The organism is Candidatus Endomicrobiellum agilis (genome assembly GCF_020328115.1).
Taxonomy (GTDB): domain Bacteria; phylum Elusimicrobiota; class Endomicrobiia; order Endomicrobiales; family Endomicrobiaceae; genus Endomicrobiellum; species Endomicrobiellum agilis.
In genome coordinates this window covers 68,585-94,519 of sequence record NZ_JAIXMW010000002.1, presented here as the reverse complement: position 1 = coordinate 94,519, position 25,935 = coordinate 68,585, and the positions used below count along the sequence as shown (strand labels likewise).

Annotated in this window: 24 protein-coding genes, 2 tRNA genes and 1 CRISPR repeat array; of the genes, 11 read left to right on the top strand and 15 right to left on the bottom strand. The window is 34.1% G+C overall.

What is annotated here, in order from left to right:
* Nucleotides 1-668 precede the first annotated feature (668 nt).
* From gatB to LE179_RS01785, 5 genes are all read left to right on the top strand, one after another.
* Nucleotides 669-2,150, top strand: coding sequence for an Asp-tRNA(Asn)/Glu-tRNA(Gln) amidotransferase subunit GatB (gene gatB, locus LE179_RS01805; RefSeq protein WP_374128665.1), 1,482 nt, complete (start codon nucleotides 669-671; stop codon nucleotides 2,148-2,150).
* Between the two features lie 163 nt (nucleotides 2,151-2,313).
* Nucleotides 2,314-2,400: transfer RNA gene (locus tag LE179_RS01800), tRNA-Ser, on the top strand.
* A gap of 93 nt (nucleotides 2,401-2,493) precedes the next feature.
* A complete protein-coding gene (locus LE179_RS01795; protein WP_374128664.1) occupies nucleotides 2,494-2,739 on the top strand; it encodes a hypothetical protein in 246 nt (81 codons plus the stop codon).
* Between the two features lie 548 nt (nucleotides 2,740-3,287).
* On the top strand, nucleotides 3,288-3,497 hold the full coding sequence (locus LE179_RS01790) for a hypothetical protein (RefSeq protein ID WP_374128663.1): 210 nt from the start codon (nucleotides 3,288-3,290) through the stop codon (nucleotides 3,495-3,497).
* A gap of 385 nt (nucleotides 3,498-3,882) precedes the next feature.
* Nucleotides 3,883-4,290, top strand: coding sequence for a hypothetical protein (locus LE179_RS01785; RefSeq protein ID WP_374128662.1), 408 nt, complete (start codon nucleotides 3,883-3,885; stop codon nucleotides 4,288-4,290).
* A gap of 57 nt (nucleotides 4,291-4,347) precedes the next feature.
* Nucleotides 4,348-6,185: direct repeats of the CRISPR family, unit length 36 nt; unit sequence GTTAGGGTTGCCCTTTGAAATAAGATATATTAATAT.
* 173 nt (nucleotides 6,186-6,358) lie between these two features.
* On the opposite strand, the gene cas2 is transcribed toward LE179_RS01785, so the two are convergent.
* From cas2 to tcmP, 8 genes are all read right to left on the bottom strand, one after another.
* On the bottom strand, nucleotides 6,359-6,664 hold the full coding sequence (cas2, locus tag LE179_RS01780; RefSeq protein ID WP_374128661.1) for a CRISPR-associated endonuclease Cas2: 306 nt from the start codon (nucleotides 6,662-6,664) through the stop codon (nucleotides 6,359-6,361).
* Nucleotides 6,665-6,668: 4 nt separating this feature from the next.
* Nucleotides 6,669-7,580 carry a type II CRISPR-associated endonuclease Cas1 gene (cas1, locus tag LE179_RS01775; RefSeq protein ID WP_374128660.1) on the bottom strand — a complete coding sequence of 304 codons (912 nt, stop codon included), beginning with the start codon at nucleotides 7,578-7,580 and terminating at the stop codon, nucleotides 6,669-6,671.
* Complete coding sequence (locus LE179_RS01770) at nucleotides 7,581-7,871, bottom strand: hypothetical protein (protein ID WP_374128659.1); 291 nt, start codon at nucleotides 7,869-7,871, stop codon at nucleotides 7,581-7,583.
* Nucleotides 7,872-7,884: 13 nt separating this feature from the next.
* Nucleotides 7,885-11,118, bottom strand: coding sequence for a type II CRISPR RNA-guided endonuclease Cas9 (gene cas9, locus LE179_RS01765; protein ID WP_374128658.1), 3,234 nt, complete (start codon nucleotides 11,116-11,118; stop codon nucleotides 7,885-7,887).
* A 254-nt stretch (nucleotides 11,119-11,372) separates the two neighbouring features.
* Complete coding sequence (locus tag LE179_RS01760; protein ID WP_374128657.1) at nucleotides 11,373-11,591, bottom strand: hypothetical protein; 219 nt, start codon at nucleotides 11,589-11,591, stop codon at nucleotides 11,373-11,375.
* Nucleotides 11,592-11,604: 13 nt separating this feature from the next.
* Nucleotides 11,605-11,877: a hypothetical protein gene (locus LE179_RS01755; protein ID WP_374128656.1), complete on the bottom strand. Its 273-nt coding sequence runs from the start codon at nucleotides 11,875-11,877 to the stop codon at nucleotides 11,605-11,607.
* A gap of 629 nt (nucleotides 11,878-12,506) precedes the next feature.
* Complete coding sequence (locus LE179_RS01750) at nucleotides 12,507-13,331, bottom strand: radical SAM protein (protein ID WP_374128655.1); 825 nt, start codon at nucleotides 13,329-13,331, stop codon at nucleotides 12,507-12,509.
* Between the two features lie 15 nt (nucleotides 13,332-13,346).
* Entirely contained in the window at nucleotides 13,347-14,363 is a 1,017-nt protein-coding gene (gene tcmP / locus LE179_RS01745) for a three-Cys-motif partner protein TcmP (RefSeq protein ID WP_374128654.1), read from the bottom strand.
* A gap of 743 nt (nucleotides 14,364-15,106) precedes the next feature.
* On the opposite strand from tcmP, the gene LE179_RS01740 reads away from it, so the two are divergent.
* On the top strand, nucleotides 15,107-16,519 hold the full coding sequence (locus tag LE179_RS01740) for an ABC-F family ATP-binding cassette domain-containing protein (protein WP_374128653.1): 1,413 nt from the start codon (nucleotides 15,107-15,109) through the stop codon (nucleotides 16,517-16,519).
* Between the two features lie 5 nt (nucleotides 16,520-16,524).
* Here LE179_RS01740 and LE179_RS01735 read toward each other — a convergent pair whose 3' ends face one another.
* A complete protein-coding gene (locus tag LE179_RS01735) occupies nucleotides 16,525-17,769 on the bottom strand; it encodes a U32 family peptidase (RefSeq protein ID WP_374128652.1) in 1,245 nt (414 codons plus the stop codon).
* A gap of 695 nt (nucleotides 17,770-18,464) precedes the next feature.
* A complete protein-coding gene (locus LE179_RS01730; protein WP_374128651.1) occupies nucleotides 18,465-18,629 on the bottom strand; it encodes a hypothetical protein in 165 nt (54 codons plus the stop codon).
* Between the two features lie 307 nt (nucleotides 18,630-18,936).
* On the opposite strand from LE179_RS01730, the gene LE179_RS01725 reads away from it, so the two are divergent.
* The 5 genes from LE179_RS01725 (at nucleotide 18,937) to LE179_RS01705 (ending at nucleotide 20,967) form a co-directional block, all read left to right on the top strand.
* Nucleotides 18,937-19,128 carry a hypothetical protein gene (locus tag LE179_RS01725; RefSeq protein ID WP_374128650.1) on the top strand — a complete coding sequence of 64 codons (192 nt, stop codon included), beginning with the start codon at nucleotides 18,937-18,939 and terminating at the stop codon, nucleotides 19,126-19,128.
* 42 nt (nucleotides 19,129-19,170) lie between these two features.
* Nucleotides 19,171-19,353: a hypothetical protein gene (locus LE179_RS01720; RefSeq protein WP_374128649.1), complete on the top strand. Its 183-nt coding sequence runs from the start codon at nucleotides 19,171-19,173 to the stop codon at nucleotides 19,351-19,353.
* A 37-nt stretch (nucleotides 19,354-19,390) separates the two neighbouring features.
* The gene (locus LE179_RS01715; RefSeq protein ID WP_374128648.1) at nucleotides 19,391-20,287 is read left to right on the top strand and encodes a DUF488 family protein; all 897 of its coding nucleotides are present in this window, start codon (nucleotides 19,391-19,393) and stop codon (nucleotides 20,285-20,287) included.
* The gene (locus LE179_RS01710; protein WP_374128647.1) at nucleotides 20,284-20,562 is read left to right on the top strand and encodes a hypothetical protein; all 279 of its coding nucleotides are present in this window, start codon (nucleotides 20,284-20,286) and stop codon (nucleotides 20,560-20,562) included. The genes LE179_RS01715 and LE179_RS01710 overlap by 4 nt, the downstream gene beginning before the upstream one ends.
* A gap of 120 nt (nucleotides 20,563-20,682) precedes the next feature.
* Nucleotides 20,683-20,967, top strand: coding sequence for a hypothetical protein (locus tag LE179_RS01705; RefSeq protein ID WP_374128646.1), 285 nt, complete (start codon nucleotides 20,683-20,685; stop codon nucleotides 20,965-20,967).
* 401 nt (nucleotides 20,968-21,368) lie between these two features.
* On the opposite strand, the gene LE179_RS01700 is transcribed toward LE179_RS01705, so the two are convergent.
* The 5 genes from LE179_RS01700 to LE179_RS01680 form a co-directional block, all read right to left on the bottom strand.
* Nucleotides 21,369-21,515, bottom strand: coding sequence for a DUF5679 domain-containing protein (locus LE179_RS01700; RefSeq protein WP_374128645.1), 147 nt, complete (start codon nucleotides 21,513-21,515; stop codon nucleotides 21,369-21,371).
* Between the two features lie 52 nt (nucleotides 21,516-21,567).
* Nucleotides 21,568-21,638, bottom strand: a tRNA-Gly gene (locus tag LE179_RS01695).
* A 53-nt stretch (nucleotides 21,639-21,691) separates the two neighbouring features.
* Complete coding sequence (locus tag LE179_RS01690) at nucleotides 21,692-23,137, bottom strand: CCA tRNA nucleotidyltransferase (protein WP_374128644.1); 1,446 nt, start codon at nucleotides 23,135-23,137, stop codon at nucleotides 21,692-21,694.
* Between the two features lie 23 nt (nucleotides 23,138-23,160).
* On the bottom strand, nucleotides 23,161-24,387 hold the full coding sequence (locus LE179_RS01685) for a M16 family metallopeptidase (protein WP_374128643.1): 1,227 nt from the start codon (nucleotides 24,385-24,387) through the stop codon (nucleotides 23,161-23,163).
* Between the two features lie 110 nt (nucleotides 24,388-24,497).
* Nucleotides 24,498-25,727, bottom strand: coding sequence for a M16 family metallopeptidase (locus LE179_RS01680; RefSeq protein WP_374128642.1), 1,230 nt, complete (start codon nucleotides 25,725-25,727; stop codon nucleotides 24,498-24,500).
* Between the last annotated feature and the right edge of the window lie 208 nt (nucleotides 25,728-25,935).

Below are 25,935 nucleotides of genomic sequence, written 5' to 3'. Positions count from 1 at the left end.
GATAATTGTAAAAAATGGTTGTACGAATTTAGAATTGGCTAAAAATAGGTTACGGATATAAGGAGCTGGAAATGAGAAAGGTTTTATGTATTTGTTGTTGTATAAGCATGTTAATTTTTACTGCTTGTGACCAAGATGCTTTTAGAAAAAGCTACAGTAAAACGTTGGGTATAAGCGCTGGAGCGACTGTGTCAGCGGTCGTATTATTTTCCCTTTTGGCGATACTTGAAATTGTAGTGGAAAATACTACTAACTGCTGTGAGAGTAATAATAAATGTTGGAAGTTTTAATTACTCCTAGTAATATTTGGACTTTTGGAAGGTATCGGCTTTAACTGGGAAATATACTAAAACCTGCATATAAGACTGAAAGATAAAGCAATTATAAGAACAGACAGACATTGTGTTCTCAACACAATTTTCTAAAGAAAAACTTTAAACAAACTAAAACCGGTGAATGTACGTACGTTTGTATAAATTGGCGAAAAAGAAAAATTTGCCAGCTCATACAAATGAAAAGATATTGAAATTTTCAGTCTATATATTGAAAGTATATGGAGAACATAGTATGGACGGATATATAATTTGGGAGAAATAAGCGCAAAGCTGTAAGCAGATATTGCGGTCAAATTTAAAAAGCTCATACAGATATAAAAAAGGTATAAGATAATGGCTGATTATGAAACGGTAGTAGGACTTGAAGTACATATGCAGATCAACACAAAATCAAAAGTTTTTTGCGAATGCTCTGCAAAATTTGGTTCCGAACCGAATTCAAATACATGCGTGATTTGCACCTCGCAGCCGGGAGCAATTCCGATACTAAATAAGAAAGCGGTTGAAGCCGTTGTTAAAACGGGTCTTGCGCTGAACTTTACTATAAATAAGCGGTGTACTTTTGCAAGAAAGCAGTATTTTTATCCTGACGTTCCAAAGAATTATCAGATAACCCAGTCCGATCCGCCTTTATGTTCCGGAGGAAAACTTGCAATAATCGTCGGCGGAAAAGAAAAGATTGTAAACATAGCGAGAATACATCTGGAGGAAGACGCCGGGAAACTCGTCCATGAAATAGGCGGCAAAAAACTTAATTATTCTCTTCTTGATTTAAATAGAGCTGGCATAGGGTTGATGGAGCTTGTCACTGAACCGGAGATAAGTTCTCCTCAGGAAGCGTTAGAATTTTTAAAAGAACTCAAAAATATTGTTGAATATTTGGAAACTTCGGAGTGCAGCATGGAAGAGGGTAAAATGCGCTGTGATGTAAATGTAAGCATACGCCCTGTCGGACAAAAAGAGTTTGGGACGAGGGTCGAAATTAAAAATATGAATTCGATATCTGGCATACGAGACGCGATAACTTATGAAGTTGAAAGACAAAAAGAGGTTCTTAATTCCGGCGGCAGACTTACGCAGGAAACAAGGCTTTGGGACGCGGAAGAAAGAATAACAAAATCGATGCGTTCAAAAGAAGGTGCTTTAGATTATAGATATTTCCCTGAACCGGATCTGGTTCCTTTTGACTTGATGGATTCTTTTGTTGAAGAATTGCGCAAGCAGGTTTTGGAACTTCCGAAAGCAAGAAAAACAAGGTTTATGAAAGATTACGGTTTGTCGGAATACGACGCAGCTTATTTGACTTCTGTTAGAATGATTGCGGATTATTATGAAGAGTCGTTGAATGTTTTAAAAGATGAAAAATCCGGTGTCTTAGCCGAAAAATTTGTCGTCGCTGCAAAAACGCTTGCAAATTGGATTTCTACAGAATTAAGTGCGAAGCTCAACGCTTCAAAAACCTCTATTGCGTACGCTCCCGTTTCAAGCCGGAATTTGGCAAAATTGGTTTCTCTTATTTTAGATGGCGCTATTTCTGGGAAAATGGCAAAAACTGTTTTTGAAGAAATGTATGAAAAATCAACAGATCCGGAAATGATAGTAAAAGAAAAAGGGCTTATGCAGATTTCTGATGAGTCGGCTATTGTGAAGATGTGCGAAGAAGCTGTTTCTGAAAGCCCTAAAGCTGTTGCAGAGTTTAAGTCGGGCAAAGAAAGAGCAGTTGGCGCAGTCATCGGTCTTGTTATGAAAAAGTCAAAAGGACAGGCAAATCCGCAGCTTGTTAATAAAATCTTAATGGAAAAACTGAAAACATAATTGAGATTGAGTGAGAAAAAGCAAGAATGTTTTTGTATGAACGTAAACTGAAACTATTAAAATTTTGCAGACTAAGCTTCTTTAAAATGTTGTAATTTGCGCGTCTGATAGGACTGGCTGATTTAATGGAACGATATGTAAATTATGCCTTCGCCAATAAGATGGAGAGATGGCCGAGTGGTTTAAGGCGCAGTCCTGGAAAGACTGTTTATCTGAAAGGGTAACTAGGGTTCGAATCCCTATCTCTCCGTTTAAATATATGCGCAACTGACAGCGCGCACTAAAAGAAACGCTAAACTAAAACAACGCAACTCAAACGTTACGCTATAAATAAAAAGGCGTTTTGGCATGTGTATCGACGCAAATAAATATTAAAAAGAGGCTGCTAATAAGTAATCAAGGTGAAGCGATACTAACGCAGTACGCATATGATTTTGGCTGTACAGAAGTTTTTGAAATAAAGAACCCTGCAGTCGCCCTTATAGAGAAAAAGCAAGAAAGTAGGACTGATAGCGAAGAAGTAGGACAAAATGTGACAGCAACCGCAACGCACCGAAGGTGGAGGGGAGTGAAAAGCTATGAGATTTAACGGCGATGACGACCAGTTGCTTAAAAGGTTGTTTTTGTACTTGTAATAAGAAGGAATCTTTAGTTGTAAAACTTGAACTTTTACGTTTAGACATTCATTTTTATAGAGAGAGTTATCTTGCATTTTGAGGTAAAAAAACTTACTCCTTTTCTCCCTGCTGAATGGGTTAGATATAAGAAATGAAAAAATTGTTTGTTTTTTAGGTTTTGCGTCTTGTAAATCTAGTAATTCCCTTATCAAAAAAATTAAGTCGCTTGATGAAAAATATAAATCGCTTGTCGCAAACGATAAGTCATTTTTCAAAAAAGCTAATATGCTCGCTGAAATAATGAAGGTGGCTGAGGCAAGTTGTAGGATATTATGTCAAAAGTTTTTGAGTTGCTTGAAAGAGAGTATATAATAGATATGTAAAATCGGAACGGAGCAAAGCTGCTCTGCATAAAGGAAACAGCAGATTAAGAACATCTCTATATTGATTGTAAATAATCTCAAAAACTACAATATTTATTGGGATAGTAATGGGAATAAAACAATAAAATGAGTGTGTTTTGGTAACAGCGTATAATACTGAACTCGGCATTAAGAAGGTCGCAAATCCTGTTCACCCAATATATGACAATACAGATTATCAAGTAGAGTTGCAGACTAATTTAAAGAAAGTGCATAAAGATGAGTATCTAACCAGGTGGGAAGAAATGATGTTCCTCTATCCTGATACAGAAGACATAGCAGAGTGGGAATATGAACAGGAAAGGTGAGGAGAGGAATTTCACAATGCCATCCCCTGCAGAGACGGGGGGAATGGAAAACTACTTTTACCCTTCATATCCTGATTTATGTCTTCCATATCCTTCATATTCAGAATAAAAGAGTGTAAGCATTTGACTGATCTCGAGCTGTATATGAAGCCGGCAAAATTAGCGCCGGCGAATTATAAGTATTTGTATGGCAAAAGAATATTATATAGAGCTTTGAGGAGTTTGTAATAGGTATTTAGCTGCATTTTGCGTATTATAATGTGTTTTATCGCAAGTGTGACCGATTGTACGATTAATAAACTTTTTACTATGGATAAATATATTATGACTGCTTCTTTTTGATGAGTCAATAGAAATTATAAAAATTATAAAAGGAATTGCCAAAATGGGAAAATTAATGTCGATGTTTTTAATATCTTGTTTATTATTGTCAAGCTGTCAAAAACCAATTAATCATAACACCTACTCGTATCGTATAAAGTATGTCTCCGCTAAGAAGGAACTGCCGGCGATAGCTACGGCAGAAAAGGAAGAATGGAGAGAAGTACAGATACCAGACGACGTCGACGGACTGAAGCTGAGCTTATGGAAAGGTTTGAGAGGATTTGATTATTATGCTTCTTACGTTTATTTGCCAGCCAAAAGCTTAGCTGTCAAAACTTTCCACTTTCTAAGCAGCAAAAATGACGTTATCTTCAATGTCGTCGGCTCAATAGCCGCCATAGCAATAATATATCGGTTTTTCAAACCTCGGGAAGTCAGGAGTTTAAAGCAACCTATTATAATTCAATAGCGTGGTTACAGGTGCAATCGGTGTAGTCAAAGGGCAACGCGAGATATTGAAGGTGGAGTTAGGGTTGCCCTTTGAAATAAGATATATTAATATGTACAATTTGAGCGCGAGAAGCTCGCTGCAGTTAGGGTTGCCCTTTGAAATAAGATATATTAATATCCTCAATAATCGGGAATATTCTCATGGTAGGTTAGGGTTGCCCTTTGAAATAAGATATATTAATATACATTAAGAGGATGATTATATTCTCTTGCGGTTAGGGTTGCCCTTTGAAATAAGATATATTAATATGTTATGTTGAAAGCATTCTTGCGCATTTCGGTTAGGGTTGCCCTTTGAAATAAGATATATTAATATATCGGGGATAGTGATAGACTCTGATGTTATGTTAGGGTTGCCCTTTGAAATAAGATATATTAATATGGCTAGCTCCGTCGGCTGGTCGCTGCATTGGTTAGGGTTGCCCTTTGAAATAAGATATATTAATATATGTTAAAAAGGCCGCAGACAGAGGCAACTGTTAGGGTTGCCCTTTGAAATAAGATATATTAATATGGTCGGATTGAAGATTGACGATGGTCCTATGTTAGGGTTGCCCTTTGAAATAAGATATATTAATATATCCCTGGCAAAGCGTTAGCGGCAGACATTGCGTTAGGGTTGCCCTTTGAAATAAGATATATTAATATATCAGTCGGCGCAGCAGGGTGCGGTGCCTGGTGTTAGGGTTGCCCTTTGAAATAAGATATATTAATATAGCAGGCGCATTTACAAGAATTACAATACAGTTAGGGTTGCCCTTTGAAATAAGATATATTAATATTTCGTCGACGATTATCGGCAAACTTTTGTTGTTAGGGTTGCCCTTTGAAATAAGATATATTAATATTCCTTTGCTTGGCATGATACACCCTGCGCTGTTAGGGTTGCCCTTTGAAATAAGATATATTAATATCGGATAAACGGCACCCTGCCGGTGACCATGGTTAGGGTTGCCCTTTGAAATAAGATATATTAATATTTCTTCTGTTGTCCCAAAATGTTGGTGTTCGTTAGGGTTGCCCTTTGAAATAAGATATATTAATATAATCTATTTCGTCGATGGTTATTTCTTTTGGTTAGGGTTGCCCTTTGAAATAAGATATATTAATATAACCAATGAGCGGCATCCATGACAGACATGGTTAGGGTTGCCCTTTGAAATAAGATATATTAATATAGTAGCTCCCGTCTGACCGGTAGCAGACGTGTTAGGGTTGCCCTTTGAAATAAGATATATTAATATCCAGAGTGCCAATGTATGCCATTCTTACCGGTTAGGGTTGCCCTTTGAAATAAGATATATTAATATCAGGCTAGGCAATGTCCGCAAGGAAAGCCGGTTAGGGTTGCCCTTTGAAATAAGATATATTAATATATTAATAGCTGTTACAACTGTTATTTGCTGTAGTTAGGGTTGCCCTTTGAAATAAGATATATTAATATATAAAGAGCCTCGGGTATTCTCAGCCTTCCGAGTTAGGGTTGCCCTTTGAAATAAGATATATTAATATATTCGAAGAGTATGTTAGGGCGGGAGCGCACTGTTAGGGTTGCCCTTTGAAATAAGATATATTAATATATAAGTAGTGGGCATGGCGGCGGGACAGAATGGTTAGGGTTGCCCTTTGAAATAAGATATATTAATATATCCTGCATAAAGGTATTCAATACGCTACTACGTTAGGGTTGCCCTTTGAAATAAGATATATTAATATATTCAGGGAGGATTTTGGGGAGGAGTTGAAAAGTTAGGGTTGCCCTTTGAAATAAGATATATTAATATATCGGCAAAGTCGGCGGCGGAGCATAGTAAGAGTTAGGGTTGCCCTTTGAAATAAGATATATTAATATATATCAGCTCTTATTTCAAGAAGGTAAAATTGAAAATATTTTTTAAAAATTTTTATTTTTCTATAGATTAAAAGTGATGGAAACTTGATTTTTTGAAAAATATTTTATAGAATAGTCATGGGTAAACTCTAACAAGAATTATTTCGTAAGATGCCGGTTTTTCCGGCTCAATTATTTAAAACAAGTTATCAAAAAGTCCAGGTTGTTCTATATCAGTTTTTAGTTTTCCATAGTAGTTTTTTGTCATCGAAAACATTCTGTCTGTTAGAAATAACACGCTAATATGTCCGTTATCGGGGATATGTTTTTTCATATCGTCTTCGACAGAATCGCTCCTTTCTTTTGTACAGGCATAATAACAATAAATTGATTTTTGCAACATTACGAATCCAGTATTTTTTAAGTATTCTCTAAAGCCGTTTGCAATGCGGCGCTGTTTTTGTGTTAATACAGGTAAATCAAAAGCAACTAGTATCCACATAGATTTATATTTTGATATCATAAAATGGTTGCGGAAAAGTGATTTGTCCTTGTTGTTTTGATATATACGCCAAGTATGACTGAACATATTTTTGTAATCCGGCAATAAAAGAATATCCTGAATTTTCAAAAAACAGGTTTTTTTCAGTTATTGAAACAAGGATTTTTTTTAATGCAGGCGTTAGTATTTTTTCCTTAATAAAATCATAATATTGCGATTTTATAACATAGTCAACCATAGGGCGCAGAGGTTCTATAAGATCATCAACTAGACAAAAAGGATTTTTATTTTTACTATGAAACACTCCAATTGCAGGATTAAGTCCGCAGGCTACCACAGCTCTTGCAATGCTACTTCGCAAAACAGCATATCCATAATTCAATGATGAATTAATTATGTCTTCGTTTTTATTATTTCTGTAAAAATTGCTAAATAATTCTCCAAAATATACTTTTGCACCGATACCTTCTCTAAAAGTGTTGTCTCCAGTTTTTACCTCTTTTGCAAGTTCTAAAAGTTGTAAATATTTGTTATCACTTTTTGAGAAAGATGCTAAGCAAACAGCCTGGTTTGTAAGCTTTTCTGTTATTATCTGTTTCCAAGCTTGTTTTTGTATAGGTTGACTAGCTGACAATTGTATTTCTAAACGTTTACCGTATTCTGCGATATTAAAGTAAGGCAATAGCATTCCGGCAGGCGTATGCGTTTTGTCACAGAAAACTATTGGAATTTTATTTTGGATACACTTCTGAATTGCTGAGTTTGTATATGTAATACTGTTGCCGTGTAAAATAACACAGTTGATATCTAGAAAATTTGCATGAAGTTTTTCTTCATTATCCTTTAACACAGAAAGATTATTGTTCTTTACGCAAATATGATACCCGTCGCCGCTGATATCAATAATTCTCCACATTTAAACCTCTTTATTTTTTAATATTTGCGAGCGGTACTTTATAATACCTAAAGAAGTTAAAATAACTTTTCTTAAGTTATACTGCTGCATACTTGATATACAAAATGAATCATCTTTGTTATAATTTGCTTTTAACAAATTTCCAAAAAATATTCGTATTTGATCTTTTTTACCATTAGAATATCGATCTGATTCTGTGAAAGTTAGAACTTTTACAAATGTTCTGTTTCCTCGGAATGAACCCACTTTATTTTTTAATGAGATTTTATCCTCAGAAATATCAGCTTCCAAAGTATCGCCCTGATTAGATTCTCTCAAAAAGCCTATATCCTTTGTTTTTATAGTTTGGAATATCCTTTTGATTAAAATTTATTTTCCGTATAATTTCGCCACAGAGTTTTCCAGTTTTGTCATGGTACAAATCTAAAAACAAATTATTGCCAGTATCGTAACCGAACCCTGTTTTTGTTTCTGTAGGTTCTTTTATGGGAAAAAACTTATCTTTAAGTCTTTTGCTGCAGTCAATATATTTTCCGCCTATTAAGTTACAAGCCTTTTTATAAATTAAAACGTCTGTTATGTCTTTCGGTTTTTTACCTTCTTCCTTTTCCTTATTGTTAGCCTGTTCTAGTTGTTGTTTTGCTTCAGATAAAGTATCTAGTATTTTTTCATAAAGACAGATATTGCGCTTGAGTTTTTTTATTAGTTCTTCATCCTTGATGTCAGATAACCTATTTTTAAATTCACATAAAGCCCGATGAAGAGTATCTTTAGGACTCTCTTTTTCCTTAAAAGGTATTTCTGCAACATTTTTTAAGGTTGTAATTATATATTTTTCCTCATCGAAATAATAAACTTTATAAGCTGTATCTTTTACTAGTGATCCGTTAGTGCTATGGTCATGCTTAATGCTAATATTTGCATTTTCTATAGAATTTTTTACGCTTATTTTAAAGTCTTCTAAATTTCTATTTAGCGGCGGCAACAATATTTTTGATAACCAGCTCTTTTCTCTATAATTTGGTTTGTACCCTTTTGCGTGTATTCTGTTTAAAAAATTATGATATCCTCTATTTGCATAAGCTATCGCTACAGCATCCAAAGCATGATGTCTATTATCCATTCTTATTTTTTTATTTCGTGGTGTCTTAAATTCTTCGAATTCTTTTTCAGAAAGAATATTTTTTGCTAGAGGGATCATTACGCTATTCAGTTCCCAAGCAATTCTAAGCTGAGCGGTAAGAGAAGACTTAACGCAGAATACTTTTGAAGATTTATCAAAATTATCAAAAAGACACGCGAGATATCTCGCAGCTATTTTGGAAATATAACTATTATCTGGTTTAAAACGATTTAACATAGGCTTATTCTCTAAAAATTTTTCAATGGAATCCTGATAAAATCGCCATGCTTTGCGTGGTAAATTTTCTTGGGCATTGCGTAAAATCTTATTCCACACGTACTTTCCAGATACTTCGTGTCCAAAGGCATTGAAAGGCGACTTTTTTGCCTTGTCGGCGTTACATTTATTATGCGCAATTACAAGATTATTTTTTGTATCATCTTCACTTTCTGAAAGAGGAAAAAGATGTTCTATATCTACTCTCGAATTTATTATATCATCGGGAGTTATCTCTTCAATGCAAAACGGACAAATATATTTCTGTTCTTCAGAAAGTTCAAATTTTAAAATATAATTCGACGGGTTTTCTTGCCGACTTTTTATATATGATAAATGTGGTTCTATATATGTTTTGTATATTTCGTTTCTATGTTTTTCATTTTCATCTTGTTGTTTGGATAAGGATTCTCTGTCTTTCTTGCTTTTTTTAAGTTCTCTGGCTGTCTCCAATCCTATTTCCAAAGGTTTTTTACCAAACAGAGTGATAATTTCATTAACAAGTTTTCTAAGTTCGTTCAATGTCTGATGAACTACTGGATTTGCAATTTTGCCGAACTCCTCTTCGTCTTTGTTAATATTAGGTTTTTTATAATTCTTGTCAGCAAATTGTTTTGAGAAAGATTTCCCTATAGGTCTTTGAGTACTTTCCTGAATAATTTTACCATAGTACGGTAACGAATCATATATCGACTGTTTGTCAACCTTAAATTTACCTTCGTCGATTGCTTTATCTAAAGCTTCAGCATAAGAAAGACCATCTTTTTTAATATATGTCAGTAATATTTCCATTGCTTTTTTGCCAATAGTGGCATAATTTGATGGAAGTCTAATTTTATCAAAAAGTTCATCAACTTCATTTTCGGTTAAACCATAACCAATTAATTTAGCTTTTAGTTGTTCGTCTGGAAGACTGTTCCATTCATGAAGAAATTCATCCTGATGCGGTGAAAGTTTTGGCCAAAATGACAGTGCTTCAAGACCAGCTAGAGCATAACCCTTAATTTTCTTTTTATCCCTGCCTTGAAGATGTATCTCAGAATGCTCAGGGAGCTGTAACAATTTTTTTACTTTCGCTTCGGTTAATTCTGTACCTTTTAACAATTCATTAAATAATATTTCTTTTTCTTTTATTAAAAATTCTTTTTCTTCAAAATTTAAAACTTCCCCAGTTTTTTCATTAATGACAGGATTAAAGTATCTTACATTATTAAGTGCTTCATACATTCTTCTGTGCTCGTTGAGTTTATGCGAGCGAGGAAGTCTTTTTTCATCCTTAAAATAAGGACAGTATCCTGATTCCGGGATAAGTTTTTCAGTTTGGTAAAATATTGCTTTTTTTAATTCTTCAATATAATCATCAGTTAAGATATTAGTATGATACTGTTTTTGATGAGCCAAGATTTTTTCAACTTCTTTCGATACAATATCTCTGGTAACTGCAAACTCTTTTTGTGGATTTTTTGCAGTTTTTCTGTTGGTAACCTTTTCTCTTTCATTTAACGGTGAATTTTCTATTTTCTCTTTGTAAAGATATTCGCCAAATGTGCGATACTTTTTGTCGTTTATAATTTCTTTAGTTTTTTTTGCAAGTTTTGCTGTTTCAGTATTTTCTTTTACTTTTTCGTCAGCATCTTCTAAAAAACTTCTAACAGAATCTGTTCCTCTATGATTTGCAATATGATACAAAGCATATCCCAGCTGAAATAAAGATAACTTTTCATCTAAAGCTTTATATCTTAGAGTATATGGATCATTCTTTAATACTTCAATTGGAAACCTTTTTTGTGAAGTTTCGCAGTCAATAGATTTTTCTTTTCTTTCTAAATCTTCAGAAGGCGGCAAAGCTAATTTTTTTTCAGCTAGTAGTTTCCACAGAAAACGCATACGTTCTCTGCGGTGTCTATGAGTGTTTCTTTGCAATCTAAACATCCTGCGATCAACGGCACCTATAGAAGAATTAAAAATTCTACTTCCTGTTAAAATAATATCCTCTGGCAGATATGAATCGTCACATTTTTTTAAAGACACTATAGCATATCCTATTGAACCAACGCCTAAATCTAAGCCTATGCGGTATTCTCTATTTGCGAGTTTTTCTTTTATCTTTTTATACTCAATTTCCTGAATTTTATTCATAATGTCTCCAATTACTTTTAGACTATAAAGTCGGATTAAAAACATAAAATAATATCGAGGACAGAAACGGATATAACGCATTAACTTGCCGCATCCCATTACGGGAGACGGAATTAACTTGATATTATCATAAGATATTTAAAATTTGTACGACATATAATTTAAGAAAACGAATTCTCTTTCAAACGTTAGCTATCCCTTGATATATATTTGTGTAGTCTGATATGTTTTTTCACTTATAGTTTCTCTTTATTTTACATCTTTTCTCTCAAGCCAATCTCTATAACAACAGGCGTAAACCATAAATGCGCTTGCCCAACCATCATGGCTATTCCGCCTATTCTCTCTGCTGGAGAAGCACTTTCTTTTGTTGCTGTACCGAGCGCCGTTATAAAAATACTGTTGTTTAGGTTTAAAATGTTAGTCCTCGCTTTTTCAAGAATAGTTCTAGGACGATTTTCAAATGCAAACACAATCGTTCCAAGTTTATCCGCTTTCTGACAATAGTCTTATCATTGTAGAGTCTATTAGACAAACCAGAATTATTCTGCCGACGGGTTTAATCTGACTTACTTTGTTTTCTATTTTTTGCTTCTCTTCCCTGCCGCTCAAAATTTGTTCTCCAATGCCTTGATTACATAACGCATTCAGGTTAGTTTGCTTTTTTCTCGCAAGCTTTCTTAGTCTTGTCCAAGTTTTAGTATTGCAATTAAATTCTTTTTTGGCAGAGTTCGCACAAGGTATTCCACAAGAGGACATTCTATAGCCATACCCTTGCTTATACTTTGGATATTAACAACACCTTTCCCGCACTCATAATTGCCGCGTCTAAACACATTGGCAGTACTTTGCACTCGCTCGTCAATTTGTCGTATTGCTCTCTACTCTGGTTTGCTTATAGGCTCTTAAAACACTTTTATTATATCATTATTCATACTTTTTGCCGCTCGACTTTATTTGTCATTCTCAAAAGATTCAGTCTTTGAAGAATTCAGGAAAAGGCAGAATATTTTAGAGACTTTGCCTTCTCACCATGATAAATGAGAGGATATAATTGTATTACTAGTTTTGTTCTATTGGCATATTACGACGAGATAAAAGAAGGCATTTTGATTAACTGTTGGATTTGTTTGCCTTGTCATAACTTGTTGATTGTAATCTTTATCTGTCACTCTGAAAAAAGCTGTTTTCGCAGGCGGGGTAAATAAAATAAGCTTGGCGCCGGCTTTATCTGTCATTCTAAAAAGACGCAGTTTTTGAAGAAATCAACAAAAAAGACAAGAATGGAAGTTTCAAGAATTTTGTTCTCTTAACATGGCAAATTTAACAGTAAAAATTTTGAAGAAGAATTTTTATTTTCTGTAGAGAATTTTCAGAGAGCGGTTAGATTAGAATATTGGTACTGCACTTGAATACAATGGAGAGTTATGACAAAGCTGTTTGGAGATATTTAAGTCGGTAATAGTTCCTTTTTTAATGTAATATTTCTTGTTGTTTCTTTCAGCAAAGGAGATAACCTTTTCTGCCGTTTCATTAAAAAATTCTTTATGTCCTTTATACGCAGATACTTTAAAATTATAATTTAATCTTCCAAAAATAATTTTGTCGACAAATTCTAAAGATTTTAAAATCTCATTAAAATCCTGTCTTATTATATTTGGCGTAGGATATGGTTCTATGCTCACCCATGTTTTAATTCCTTTTTTATGGAGATTGTAAAGGCTTTTTATGCGCTTTTTCATAGGAGAGGCAAAAGGTTCTAATTCTTTTCTAAAAGTATCTTTAATTGTTATGAGTGTTATGCCGAATTCGTTATCTGAACTAAGAGTAGTCAGTTTATTAGGAAGAATGCCTTTTGTAAGCGCAGTACATTTTATATTTTCTCGATTAAGCCTTTTTATAATTTTATAACTCATTTCAGATATTTCATTATATCCGCACATAAAAGGATCTGTAGTAAAAGAAAGCTGGACGGAGCGAATTTTATCTTTATATTTTGGTATCTCAGCCTCTAATATTTCTAAAGCGTTTTTAACTATTTTAGGTTTTATCCAATCGCTATATGTTTTGATTTTACCGAAACGCTTAGCCATCAGCATAGCATAGCAGGGATATAGACAGCCATGAGAGCAACCCTTCACATGGTTAATAGTGTAATCGCCGTATTCAACATTTGTTTTATACAACAGAGTTTTCCTTGCTATGCTGTTCATAGTAAAATTATCCTTTTATTTGAAAGTAATTTCTATTTTTTTATCTTTGTTGCGAATGTAAAAAACTCCTTGCCTGCGAGTGGACGCTTTAGGCACAACAGTTATTTTATTATTACTTTCAAGCTTTTTTAATATAGAACCTACCTTTTTAGGCAACAAACTGTCCAGAATTCCACATTTATATAATTCGCAATTTGTCAGTGTTTTTTTCTGGTGGTAAATATGCTTTATGAAAATTGGTTCTTCAGGCAGAAATAGATATTGCTGCCTATCAATTTTATCTAAAACTTCTAAGAATTTTTCTGCGCCTAGAATGTGTCTTGTCGAGAAGAGCAAACAATGTTGACTATTTTTTGTTTTGAGTATTTTGTGATAAACAAATTCTGTACTAGCTTTTTCCCTAAAAACCTTTTTTATTTCTTCTAAAAATTTTTCTACATCTGAACATTTTTCAGCATTCTCTTCATTTATACCTACATCGCTAAGAAAATTAGCAATGGGTTTCAATGATTTAAATCTTCTCCCATTTCCTAAAAATCTATATATGTGAGAGAGTGGTATAAATATTAAAAAATCCAATCGTTCTGCAGAAAAAATTTTTTGATAAGTTTCTTCTTTAAGTTGAGTATATCCCCACGGATCAATAAAAAATAAACGATGAGTTTTATTATTATCGCTTTGTGACAATACATCGATAATAAATTCATTGGCATCTTTATTAGAACATGAAATAATATCTTCTTTATAAGGTTGTAAGTTTTTTTTTAAATCTTCACAATATTTAATATCATTTAAAATAAGACGTATATTTTTTGAATTGTTATTAATGATGGATTCTATTACATTTTTTGCAATAACAGCGCTGCCGTTTTCGCCATTATCTGATTTACCCTTTCCAGCGAAAGGTTCAACTATAGAAATATTATCATAATTCGGCACATTAATCATTATTGATAAATAAGCTTCTAAATATTTTTTATAAATATCTAGTTTTATTTTGCTATGGTTTTCTATATTTCCTTTTTTATTCATTTTAGAATTCTCAGATACTATATCAAAATTATGCGGATTTAATAAATTCTGTGAGTTTTGTAATAATTTGAGTTTGAGTTGCTTGAGTCCTCATTTAAACCGAAATGGTTCAAATTTAACTTTGTTATCTAAAATTAATGATATTTTAATTAGGCGTTTTTATCTTTTATTGTAAATTATATTTTTGAAAGCGACATCGCTAACCTTTGTAAAATTGTTCCAAGTTTTTAAATACAAATAAAATGGTGTATAAAAAATGTTAGCATTTTTTATCAAAAATTAATTTTTTCGTTTTTATTCATTAAGTCTGTAAATTGCGCATTTTATTTTTTTATTTTAGTTTTTTTGTTATGTTTTTATTGAGAAAATATTGGCAAATTATTATTTTGAAATTTAAAATATTAAAAAAATCGGTAATAAAAGCAGTCATAACTCAGTAGAAAAATGAGGAATAGTTTAAGACAAATCTCTGAAGAAACTGTCTGTCTAAATGAGCGGTTACGATTTGAATTTCTATTTTAACAGAGTGGGATTTAAAGCCAGACCGAATACCCGCAAGAAAATAGAGCGGAAAAGAGGTTTATAATTTTAGTCGCAAGTTTCTTTGTTACTTGTGCGGGACATATGATGACACCTGTTTTATGTATGTAGCGTTGAGGGACAGAGTATAAATTTTTTGTTATACTTTTTTTGTTATACTTTAAAAGTTACGAAATGAGAGGAGACAGAGTAATAAATTTTATATGCAAAAGCCTATCTTTTTAAATCACATAAGTTTGTATTTCCCAAATAAAATATGTTTTGAGGATTTTTCAGCGCAGATACAACCGGGGAACCGCATTGCGATTATAGGCAATAACGGATCCGGTAAGTCGTCTCTGCTCAAGATTATAAAAGGCGATTTGCCCGCGTCTGAAGGCGAGATACAAAATAAAGACGTTTCTTTCGGATATGTTCCGCAGTTAATTTATGAATATGAAAATTTGAGCGGCGGTGAAAAATTCAACAAAACTTTAAGTGCCGCTCTTTCAAACTATCCCGATGTTTTACTTTTAGATGAGCCAACAAATCATTTAGATTTAAGGAACCGAAAATCTCTTATGAAAATGCTAAACTTTTATAAAGGTACTCTTATAGTCGTATCCCACGACGAAGAACTATTAAGAAATTCTACTGACATATTGTGGCACATAGAAAACAGAACGATAAATACTTTTAACGGGAAATATGGCGACTATCGCCAAACAATACTGCAAAGACGAAAGAGTATTGAAAATGAACTTGGCTTGCTTGTAAAAGAGAAGAAAGAAAATCATAAGGCGTTGATGAAAGAGCAGCAGCGCGCAAAGAAAAGTAAAGAAAGAGGTGAAAAATTTGTCAGGGAAAAAAGATGGCTTCCCGCATTAGGAGATTTAAATCAAAGTTCTGCGCAGAAAACAACCGGCAAAAATACAGAGTCTATTTCAAACAAAAGAAAAATATTAAATGAACGTCTTTCAAATCTGAGAGTTCCAGAGATAATAAAACCGAGTTTTTCTTTGACGACTAAATACATGCGTTCAAAAATAGTTGTTTCAATAAGCGGCGGACAAGCGGGATACGAAAATGAAATAATTTTAAAAGATATAAATTTGTCTGTCGCAGGGAGCGAACATTTAGCGATAAGCGGCGGCAACGGTTCGGGCAAGACAACACTCCTTAAAGCCATTTTAAATTGTCCAAGTGTCGCAAAGACGGGCGTCTGGGACGTGCCGCGTTCCGAAGATATAGGTTATTTAGATCAGTACTACGGTTCTTTAGATAATTCAAAAACAGTTTTGGAAATGTTGTCTGATTTGGCGAGTGAGAAAACTTATGCCGAAGTAAGAGATTTTTTAAATGATTTTTTGTTCAGGAAAAATGAAGAAGTAAATAAACAGGTGTCTGTTTTATCCGGCGGCGAAAAAGCAAGATTATCTCTTGCCAAAATAGCGCTGCAAACGCCGAGACTTTTGCTTATAGACGAAATTACAAACAATATTGATATAGAAACAAAAGAACACGTTATACAGGTGCTAAAAGAATATCCCGGAGCTATGATAATAATTTCTCATGACGGCGCATTTCTGGAAGATATAGGAATTACGCATTACTACGAGCTATGTCGCTGTTATTAAAAGAACTATGCAATTTTTATTCTTATTATCGTATTTTCGGGGAAAATTGAAAGGTCTCCGTCGGCAGGTATTTTTGCAGATTGATTGACTTTTCCCGGCGCAAGCTCTTCAACAAGACGGTTATTATCTTTATTATAAATTTTGGTTAGGATAATTTTTACCGGTTCAAATTTAAAAGGCGACAATATTTCTATTTCATCTCCTTTTTTCAACTTGTGTCTCAATTCTATGGTTAAAAAACCGTTTTCGCTGCTTTTTATGACACCCGCATTTCTGTAGTTGCTTTTGCTCGAAGTATCGGTATAATCCTGTGATTCTTCCCCCGGAATACCGTCAAAAAAACCTGTCGCGTATCCGCGATTTTGCAAGGTCATCAACTCTTTCATATATTTATCAGACTGCCAGCCGTCAGGATTATCAAAATAATCGTCGATTGCCTTGCGGTAAACCCTTGCTGTTTGCGCCGTATAATATTCGCTTTTATTTCTTCCTTCTATTTTTAAAGAATCAATCTCGGCATTTATAATTTTGTCCAACTTTGGCATGAGGCATAGATCTTTTGAATTTAAAATGTATGAACCGTTATCGTCTTCTTCCATTTCTAAATATTCGCCCGGTCTCAATTCTTCCTCAAGAAGCAGCTTGCTTTTGTATTTCCACCGGCATGAATGGGCGCATGCACCCCGGTTTGCGCTGCGCGAAGCCATAAATGCGGACATTAAACATCTTCCGGAGTAACTTATACACATAGATCCGTGTATAAAAATTTCAAGCTTTATATTCCTACATTTTTCTCTTATTTCTTTAGCTTCAGAAAAACTGACTTCCCTACCTAGAACGCATAAATCCGCTCCTAAGTTTTTCCAAAAGTCTACCGTAAGCCAAGAACAGACATTCGCCTGAGTTGATATATGTATAGGAATCTGCGGAATTTCTTGTTTTATGTATTGGAATATGCCGGGGTCTGAAATAATAACGCCGTCGGGATTTAGCGCTTTCAGCACTTTTGTAAACTTTTCAAGATGCATAATGTCTTTATTATGCGAAAATAAATTGAGCGCCAGGTACACTCTTTTCCCGAGAATATGCGCAAAAGAAATTCCTTGTTCCATTTCTTCTAAAGGAAATTTTGATTTTGCCCTCAGCGACATTTCCGGAATGCCTGCATAAACGGCATCGGCTCCGTAAAGAAATGCCGTTTCCAGTCTGGAAAGAGATCCTGCAGGTAATAAAAGTTCTGGTTTTTTCATATAGACAGTTTAATGCAAACAATGCGCAATTTTTAATAATTATACATTTTTGTGGCTAACTAAAATATCGCGCGCTTTCAAAATCGGAGAGATAAATATTTTGAGGATAAATAGTTTTATGTCGTTTATGAAAAATACAGTTCTGAAAATTATTTTTGACGGCGGTTCCATGTTTTGTTTGAGCTATGGAAAGTTTTGTCAATTAAGATGTAGGGTATTCTTTAGCTTTAATGTTTACTAATTTTGCGATTTCTATTATACGTTTATCAAAGGAGAGAATTGTAATATTATCATTGCCGTGAATTTTCTGCAATTCCATTGCCATTGCAAGAATGAGAATGTCAAAAGCGGAGAGTTTGCGTTTCTTCTTTTTTATGGGTGTTGTGTGTTCAACTTTGTATATTTTATCACAATTTAGATTATGGTAGCGGTGTAAATCATACGGATAAAAAGCGGCTCTGTTTCTTATGAGTTTTTTAAAAAGTCCGCAAAGTTCTTTGTATTTCTTAGAATCTATTTTCTTTTCAAAATAATGCTGTCTTGCAGGAGTATTAAATACTTCAGCTATACAGAATTGCGGGATATAAAAAAAATAGTGTTGTAAGGGTCATTAAAGAAGCTTTCGTTACTATTAAATTCTACATAACTACAAAAGGCGGAAGCGTCTATTAGGTAGTAATGTTTGGGGTTGCAGATTATTTTCCATATTTGTCTTTCATATATTCTTTAAATGGGGAAAAATCTGCCTCTTTAAAAATTTCTCGCATTCTATTAATGGTTTTTGCAGCTTTTGTAAATTTTTTGTCTGGTTTTTTTCCGAGTTCTTTGGCTTTTTGTTTTGATGCTTTTGATTTGGTCATTGATTTTACTTCTCTTCCTTGAGTAATATAAATATATATTACTGTTTTTTGCTGATATTTTCAAATTTTTTTGCGGAAGTAGTCATTTATAAAAAACTGAGAATAGATTCTTTTTGTTTAAAATCAGTAAAATATTCTTGAATCTGTTTTATGATAGATTTTGCTTCTTTGTCTAATAAACAGGCCTAGCTGTCTTGAAATATTGTTTACTTAATTTTTGGAATGGCTATTGACAACAGGATTAAAAGGAATATGAGAACTGGAACCCTGTTTCGGGAATTCTATGGTATTATAAAAAATCAAAAATATGTTAAAATGCTGGAATCTGGAATTTTGTCGTAGATATATGCATGAGAACAGGCACGGCAATTCGGGCAAATTGAGCAGCAGCATGGAAGAATTGCTCTATCTCGGCGGCAGAATTTGGAACGAATACGATAAAAGACAGGGAGTATTTGACAAAATTCCTGAGAGGAAGGAAATAGAGTTCGCCAGATGAAAAAAATATATGTATATGCGCAGGTTGCGAAAAAAAGAGACTGTGATAAAAGTTGTTCGCGTGGATAGCTTGGCGGGAGCAGAAGAAGACGAGAACATGTCAAAGCGGGGAAATTTCTATTGTTCACTTATTCGTAGAGCGGGGATTGCTTCTGTAATTATAGGAGCGTCTGCAGTGCTGCCGGCTGGGATTAAAGCTAATGCCCCGCAGTCGCGCTGCCCGTAGGATGTTGCGGTAATTAATTTAGCGGAAGAAGATTGGTATGTTTTACAGAAAAAAAATACTATTAAACTTGCTGAATGCTTTTGGCGGCAGATTAAATAAAATTTCTTTTATCAAGCTTTTATTTCTTTTTAGTGTGTCTGATGAGGCGCGCGCACGCCCGTATTATGAATTTGTTCCTTATGATTACGGCGCTTTTTCTTTTACGGCAGATTCTGATATAAATGGAATGAAAAGAGACGGCATCATTGACGAAGATGTAGCGTCAAAAGAATTCCTGTTAAAATATTTTGATAAACGGTTTTACAGAATAACTGACGGCGATTCTGAAAAAATAGAAAACTTATATCAAAATTTCCATGATAAAAATTGTTGGGATTTAATTAAAACAACATATCAATTATATCCGTATTATGCAAAAAACAGTAAGATTCGTAAATATATAACAAAGCAGATTCAGAGTAAAATTAAAAAAATAGTGTCCGATAACAGTAAAACAATTTTATTTGATATTGGATACGAAGGTAAGAGTTTAGAAGCTTATTTAAACTTATTGATAAAAAACAACATAAAAACTCTCATTGATGTCAGAAAAAATCCGGTGAGCATGAAGTATGGGTTCTCAAAAAATCTCTTAACAGCAAGAACATCCGACTTAGGAATTGAATATACGCATTTGCCAGAACTCGGAATAGAATCAGAAAAGAGACAGTCTTTGAGTTCTTTTGAGGATTACCAAAATTTATTTTCAAATTATGAAGCGAAAAATTTGAGGCAAAATACTGAAAGTATTAAAAATATCTATAATATTGTAATGAAAAATAAGAAAGTCGCTCTTACATGCTTTGAAGCGGATAAAAATTATTGTCACAGATACAGAATTGTAAATTATATGAGCGATATCTATCCGCATAAATTTGAGGTCGTACATTTATGAAGGAAAAAAAGAAAATTCTTATTACGGTTAAAACATATCCCGTACCGTCAAAAAAATATGATGAAACTGTCTGTACAGCGGGAATCACAGAAGATGGAGAATGGGTTAGATTGTATCCCGTAGAATTTCGGAAATTAGAGTATGACAAACAGTACAAAAAGTATGATTGGATTGAAGTTACGGCAGAGAGAAGAACTGAAGATTTCAGAAAAGAAAGTTTTAAGCCTATTGGAACTTGCAGAGTTGTTGGACATATGGGTACTAAAGATGGTTAGGCGGAAAGAAAAGCTTTAATATTAAATAAAGTTAAAGTTTATAAAAATATCAGTGAATTAATCAGCGACTCAAAAAAACCAAACTTTGTTTCTCTGGCAGTATTTAAGCCGACAGAAATATTGGATTTTGAGTTTAAAGAACAAGACCCTAATTGGAGCGTGGAAGAAAGCAAACAATTAGACATGTTTGCTTCAAATAATTTTAAACGAGTTGAAAAGCTGCCCTTTAAATTTAAATATATTTTTAAAGACGAATCCGGTAAATCCTCAAAACTTACAATTATTGATTGGGAAACCGGAGCGTTATTCTTAAGATATAAAAAAGATTTTAAGCTGGCCTGCGAAAAAGTGAAAGAAAAATATTTGAATGATTTTGCGCGCGGCAAAGATTTATATTTTTTTTAGGAACAACAAAAGAATATCATAATACAGCCAAAAACCCGTTCTTAATAATAGAAACGTTCCACCCTCCTAAAAAAACGATGATAAGCAAATATTACTGCCGTTTTAAGCGTGTGGCGGAGATTCTCTTCCTTTCTCCACTGAGAAGAGAGCTATAACGAAGTTTTAAAACCTCCGTCCTTTTTTTCTCTTCTTCCGGCAAGGAAGAGAGAACTGAAGAGGTATATAACAGCCGCAGTTGCAAAATAGCAGCCGATAGGAAAAAAGAGGAACTCTTGCTAGGCTTTCACTATCGCGAGTTAAAATTGAAAAAAGCGTTATTCCGAGTATGATTCTGACTCGCTGATATTCCGGCAGAAACGCTTTGTTATTTCATTTTTCTATTGATGTTCAAATCTTAAATTTTATTTTTTGCCGACAATTTTGAAAACTTTAGTTGAACAATGGGGGCATACGCCCGAGACGGCTTTAATGCCGTTTTTCATTACTACATCCTGAGGATCTTTTACTTCAACCTGTTTTTTGCATTTCATGCATCTTGCTTCTACCATAATGATACTCCTATGTTTTCTTATATACTTTATTAGTTTATTCTTTTGGGAAAGCGGGCGATGGGAATCGAACCCACATCTCCGGCTTGGGAAGCCAGTGTTTTGCCACTATACTACGCCCGCAAAATTATAGCTGTGTTTGCGGATACTTTAACTGTGCATGCTGTTATTATCATTTAGAGTCTATACTTTTTTTTGATGTGTGTCAATTTGAAAAAAACTGTTTCTAAAGCTTCTCCTGTATTTGAGATTTTGCCTTCTTGCTGTGCTTTGGTAGCAAAATTCAGAAGCTCTCCGATCCACGGACCGGGTTTTAAATTAAACTTTTTCATTATTATATTTCCATCAATAATTTTTGGCAGCGGTTCTGAATTCCTTAATTCATAGTAATATTTCAAAAGTTCCCTGACCGACTTTTCCTGAGTCTTTAATTCTTTAGAAGAAGAATTTTTTAATTTTTTATAAGAATGCCAGTCTGCCATTGAAAGAATAAGCAAGTCGGGCGTGTTATCGCCGATATCCCTAAAAAGTTTTAATGCGGCTTTTTTTGTAACTGTGTTGTTTCTAGTCAAAGTCGACGGACGCATATGCTGGCTTACTAAAAATGTTGCGATTTCAATATCCTTTTTGCCGAGTTTAAGAGAAAACATAACTTCTCTTATCTTTCCAGCTCCTAGTTTTTCATGTTTAAAAAAGTGCATTTTGCCGTTTTCAAACTTTGCGGTTTCAGGTTTTGCACTGTCATGCAAAAGTGCTGCAAATTTTAAGAGACCTTTTCTTGTGACATTTTCGGAAAAAGCGGTATTATCGTCAAAGTATTTTTGCAGATCGTCATAATTTTCAGGGAAATATTTTTTTAAATTATTGAAAATATTTTCTGCCGATTCCACAGTCTCAAAAGAATGTTGGAACAGTCCTCCCGGATGGTAATAATATTTTTTAGGGGCTTTTTTCATTTTTTTGATTTCAGGGAAAACTTCTGAAAGCAATCCGCAGCTGTCCATCTCTTTAATTAAAGCTGCGGCATTTTTTACAGACAGTATTCTGAAAAATTCGTTTTTTATTCTTTCGGGAGCAGATTGGCAAATAAGTTTTGCGTTTTGTTTGATTTGTGTAAGCGTTCTTTTTGAAAGTTTAAAATTCAATTCCGCCTTAAAACGAAACGCTCGCAACATTCTCAAAGGGTCCGCTTTAAACGATTTGTCGGAAACGGTATTTATCGTTTTTGATTTTAAATCTTTTAAATTATTTTTGTTGGACAATATAATATATTTTTTAAAATTTCTAAAGTCTTTTAAATTGAAAGCTGTCGCATTAACAGTAAAATCTCTGTTTCGCAGGTCCCGTTCTATAGTTTTGCCGCCGAAGGGAGAAATGTCTATGTTTGCAACAAAATCGTCTTTAAGTACTATTCTGTAAGTTTTATTTACGTCGTGCAGAGTTATAAGTTTTGATTTAAAAGCGTCAGCAATTTTTTTAGAATATTTTAAAGCTTCTTTGCTTACTGCTAAATCGATGTCGCTAGGTTTATGCTTTAAAAGCAAATCTCTTGAAAATCCGCCTGTTGCGTAAACGTCAAAACCTTGTGACAAATCGTTGATTTTTTTAATAAGTTTATTCAATTGTTGACGGTTCCATCACATATTTATTTTGCATCAGGGTTAACGATTATGCTGACGGAATGCCTCAAAAATATTTTATTTGCAGCGTCAAGTATATTCTGTGTTGTAACTTTTTCTATGTCTTTGAGGTACTTATTGTCATATTCGCAACCCTGTCCGACAATTTCCCGCCAGCCGTAATAATAAGATTGCTTATTTACAGTCTGTCTGCTCATAGTGTAGAGACCTTTTATGTACGTTTTAGTATTTCCCAATTCCCGTTCGCCAACTTCTGCAGTGCAGAAATCTTTTAAAATTTCATCTGTCTTTTTCAATGTTGAGCCAATATTTTTCTTATCAAGACCCATATAAATTGCAAAATAACTTTTTTCTCTTCTTGACGGATAAACGGCGCCTATTTCATAGGCAAGCCCAAGTTTTTCTCTTAACTCGACAAATAGTCTGCTTGTCATTTTTCCGCCCAAAATCGCATTTGCAACTTTAATTGAAACAAAATCTTTATCTAAAACATCGGGAGCGGGAAATCCTATATATATGTAAGCCTGATTAAATTTTCCTTTTATTTCTTTTTTTATTGATTCGGATTGTTCTAAGCCAAAAACAGATTTTTCAAATTTTTTGCCGACGGGAACCTCCGCAAAGCATTTCTCTAAGGATTCTTTGGCGGTATTTTCGTCTATGTTGCCGGCGATTGAAATCAAAATGTTTGAAGCATTGTAAGAATACCTATGCCACTCTGCCAGATCTTTGCAGCTAATTTTTGAAACGGTTTCCTTTGTGCCTAAAATAGGCGTTGCATAAGATGTGTCGCGGTAAAACAATTTTGTAAATTCGTCATAAGCGGTATTTCCAATATTGTCTTTGCGGAAACTCAGAGCTGCTATAACATTTTGTTTTTCAAAAGAGACTTCTTTTTCGTCAAATGAAGGATTTAGTATCGTATCTGCAAGAATTTCTGCGGCTTTGCCGAAATATTCCGAAAGGAAAGTCATACTGAGTGCCGCTGTATCGTAATTCGCATTGCCGACTAAATCAGCTCCTATATTTTCTATATCATTTGCAAGAATTTCATTGGAACGGTTTTTTGTGGACTGCGTCATAAGTTTTGCGGTGAGATACGATATTCCTGCGTTATCTGGAATTTCGTTTATAACTGAAACTGGAGTAAATACTCTTATTGCAACAATATCGGCTCCGCTGGTCTTATTGAATATAACTTTAATATTATTTTTAAGCCTAAAATTTTTCATCTTGCCTCCAAACACATTTTATGCCGAGCATATTTTGCGCTCTAACGCAATTTGAGGCAAAATTGCAAATTAAACTAACCGCATTTTCTTCATTCATTTCCATTCGAGCATCATTTGCAGCCATGAGCTGGCGAAGGCAGTAACGCCACGTTAGAAGCTGTTGTAGGCGAATAATATTTTTTAAAAAAATTGCCTATATCGCCGACTGTCGCGCTTTCTACTTTTTTCATGTATTTCGTTACAAATTCAGGGTTCCCGACTAAATGCCAGTACCCGTTATTATCTGCAATGTCAAAAGGAGTTTCGAGAGAAAAATTCCAGTTTGTTTTTATTGAAAGTTTCGCCCTGCTTAATTCTTCCTCCGTAATAGCGTCGTCAATAATTTCCTCAATCTGTTTTCTAATTTCATCTTTTATTTTTTTGAGATTTTTCGAATCAAAAACAGACGCAATGCAAATATTTCCAGTTCCTTTTTCAGCCGTAAATGAAGAATCTGTTGAATATACGAGATGTTTTTTTTCATACAGAGATCTGTATAATCTTGAACTTTTTCCGCCGCCCAAAACGCTTGCAGCTAAATCTGCGATATATATATCTTCTCCATTCGCATCAGGTCCAAGAAATCCGGTGAGCATATATCCCATTGCAACTTTTCCATATTCACTTATATCTTTTCCACTGTGAACTTTTTCAACAAGCAGCGGATCTGGAAGCGGATCGCGTTTTTCAAATTTCCCGAAAGTTTCGCCGATAAGTTTTTCTACGGCAAATTCATCAAAGTTTCCAGAAACGACAACAAGCATTTTTGCGGGGACGTAATGAGTTTTATAATAATCGCATATTTCTTCCCGCGATACGTTTGCAATGATCTGCGGAGTTCCGATGACGCTGTTTTTTAACGCGCTTCTTATATAGACAGTTTCATAAAATTTCTCATAAAGAACGGCTCCGGGATTATCGGAATGTCTTTGGATTTCTTCAATTACAACTTTTCTTTCCTTGTCAATTTCATCCTGCGGGAAAAGCGGATTTTGCATAGCGTCCGCAAGCATTTTTATGCTTTTTTCCACTCCGTCTTTTTGAATGCTTATATGATACATTGTAAATTCTTTTGAGGTGGCAGCATTTATGTATCCGCCCATATTTTCAACGTTTCTACTCATTAAATCGCCGGCGTAATCCCTGCTGCCTTTAAACACCAAATGCTCTAAAAAGTGAGACAATCCTGCTTGAGACGGTTTTTCGTCAACTGATCCCGCTCTTATAAAAATAATAGCTGTTGCCGTCAGACTGTTTTTATCGTTTATTAAGACAGACGTAAGCCCATTTTCATATTTCACAGTTTTTACTCCCTCAAAGATAAATGCTATATTTTTTCAGCCGAGAGGCGAAAAAGCAGATTAAAATCTGTCAAAAGACATTATATTATATCCCTTTTACCTTGCGGCTAAAAGATTCTGTGCTTATTTGCTTTTTCATCTCGTATATTTTAGCAATTTTTACAGCGCTTATATTGGACAAATTCCTCTACTAGAATGCGAATGTTAA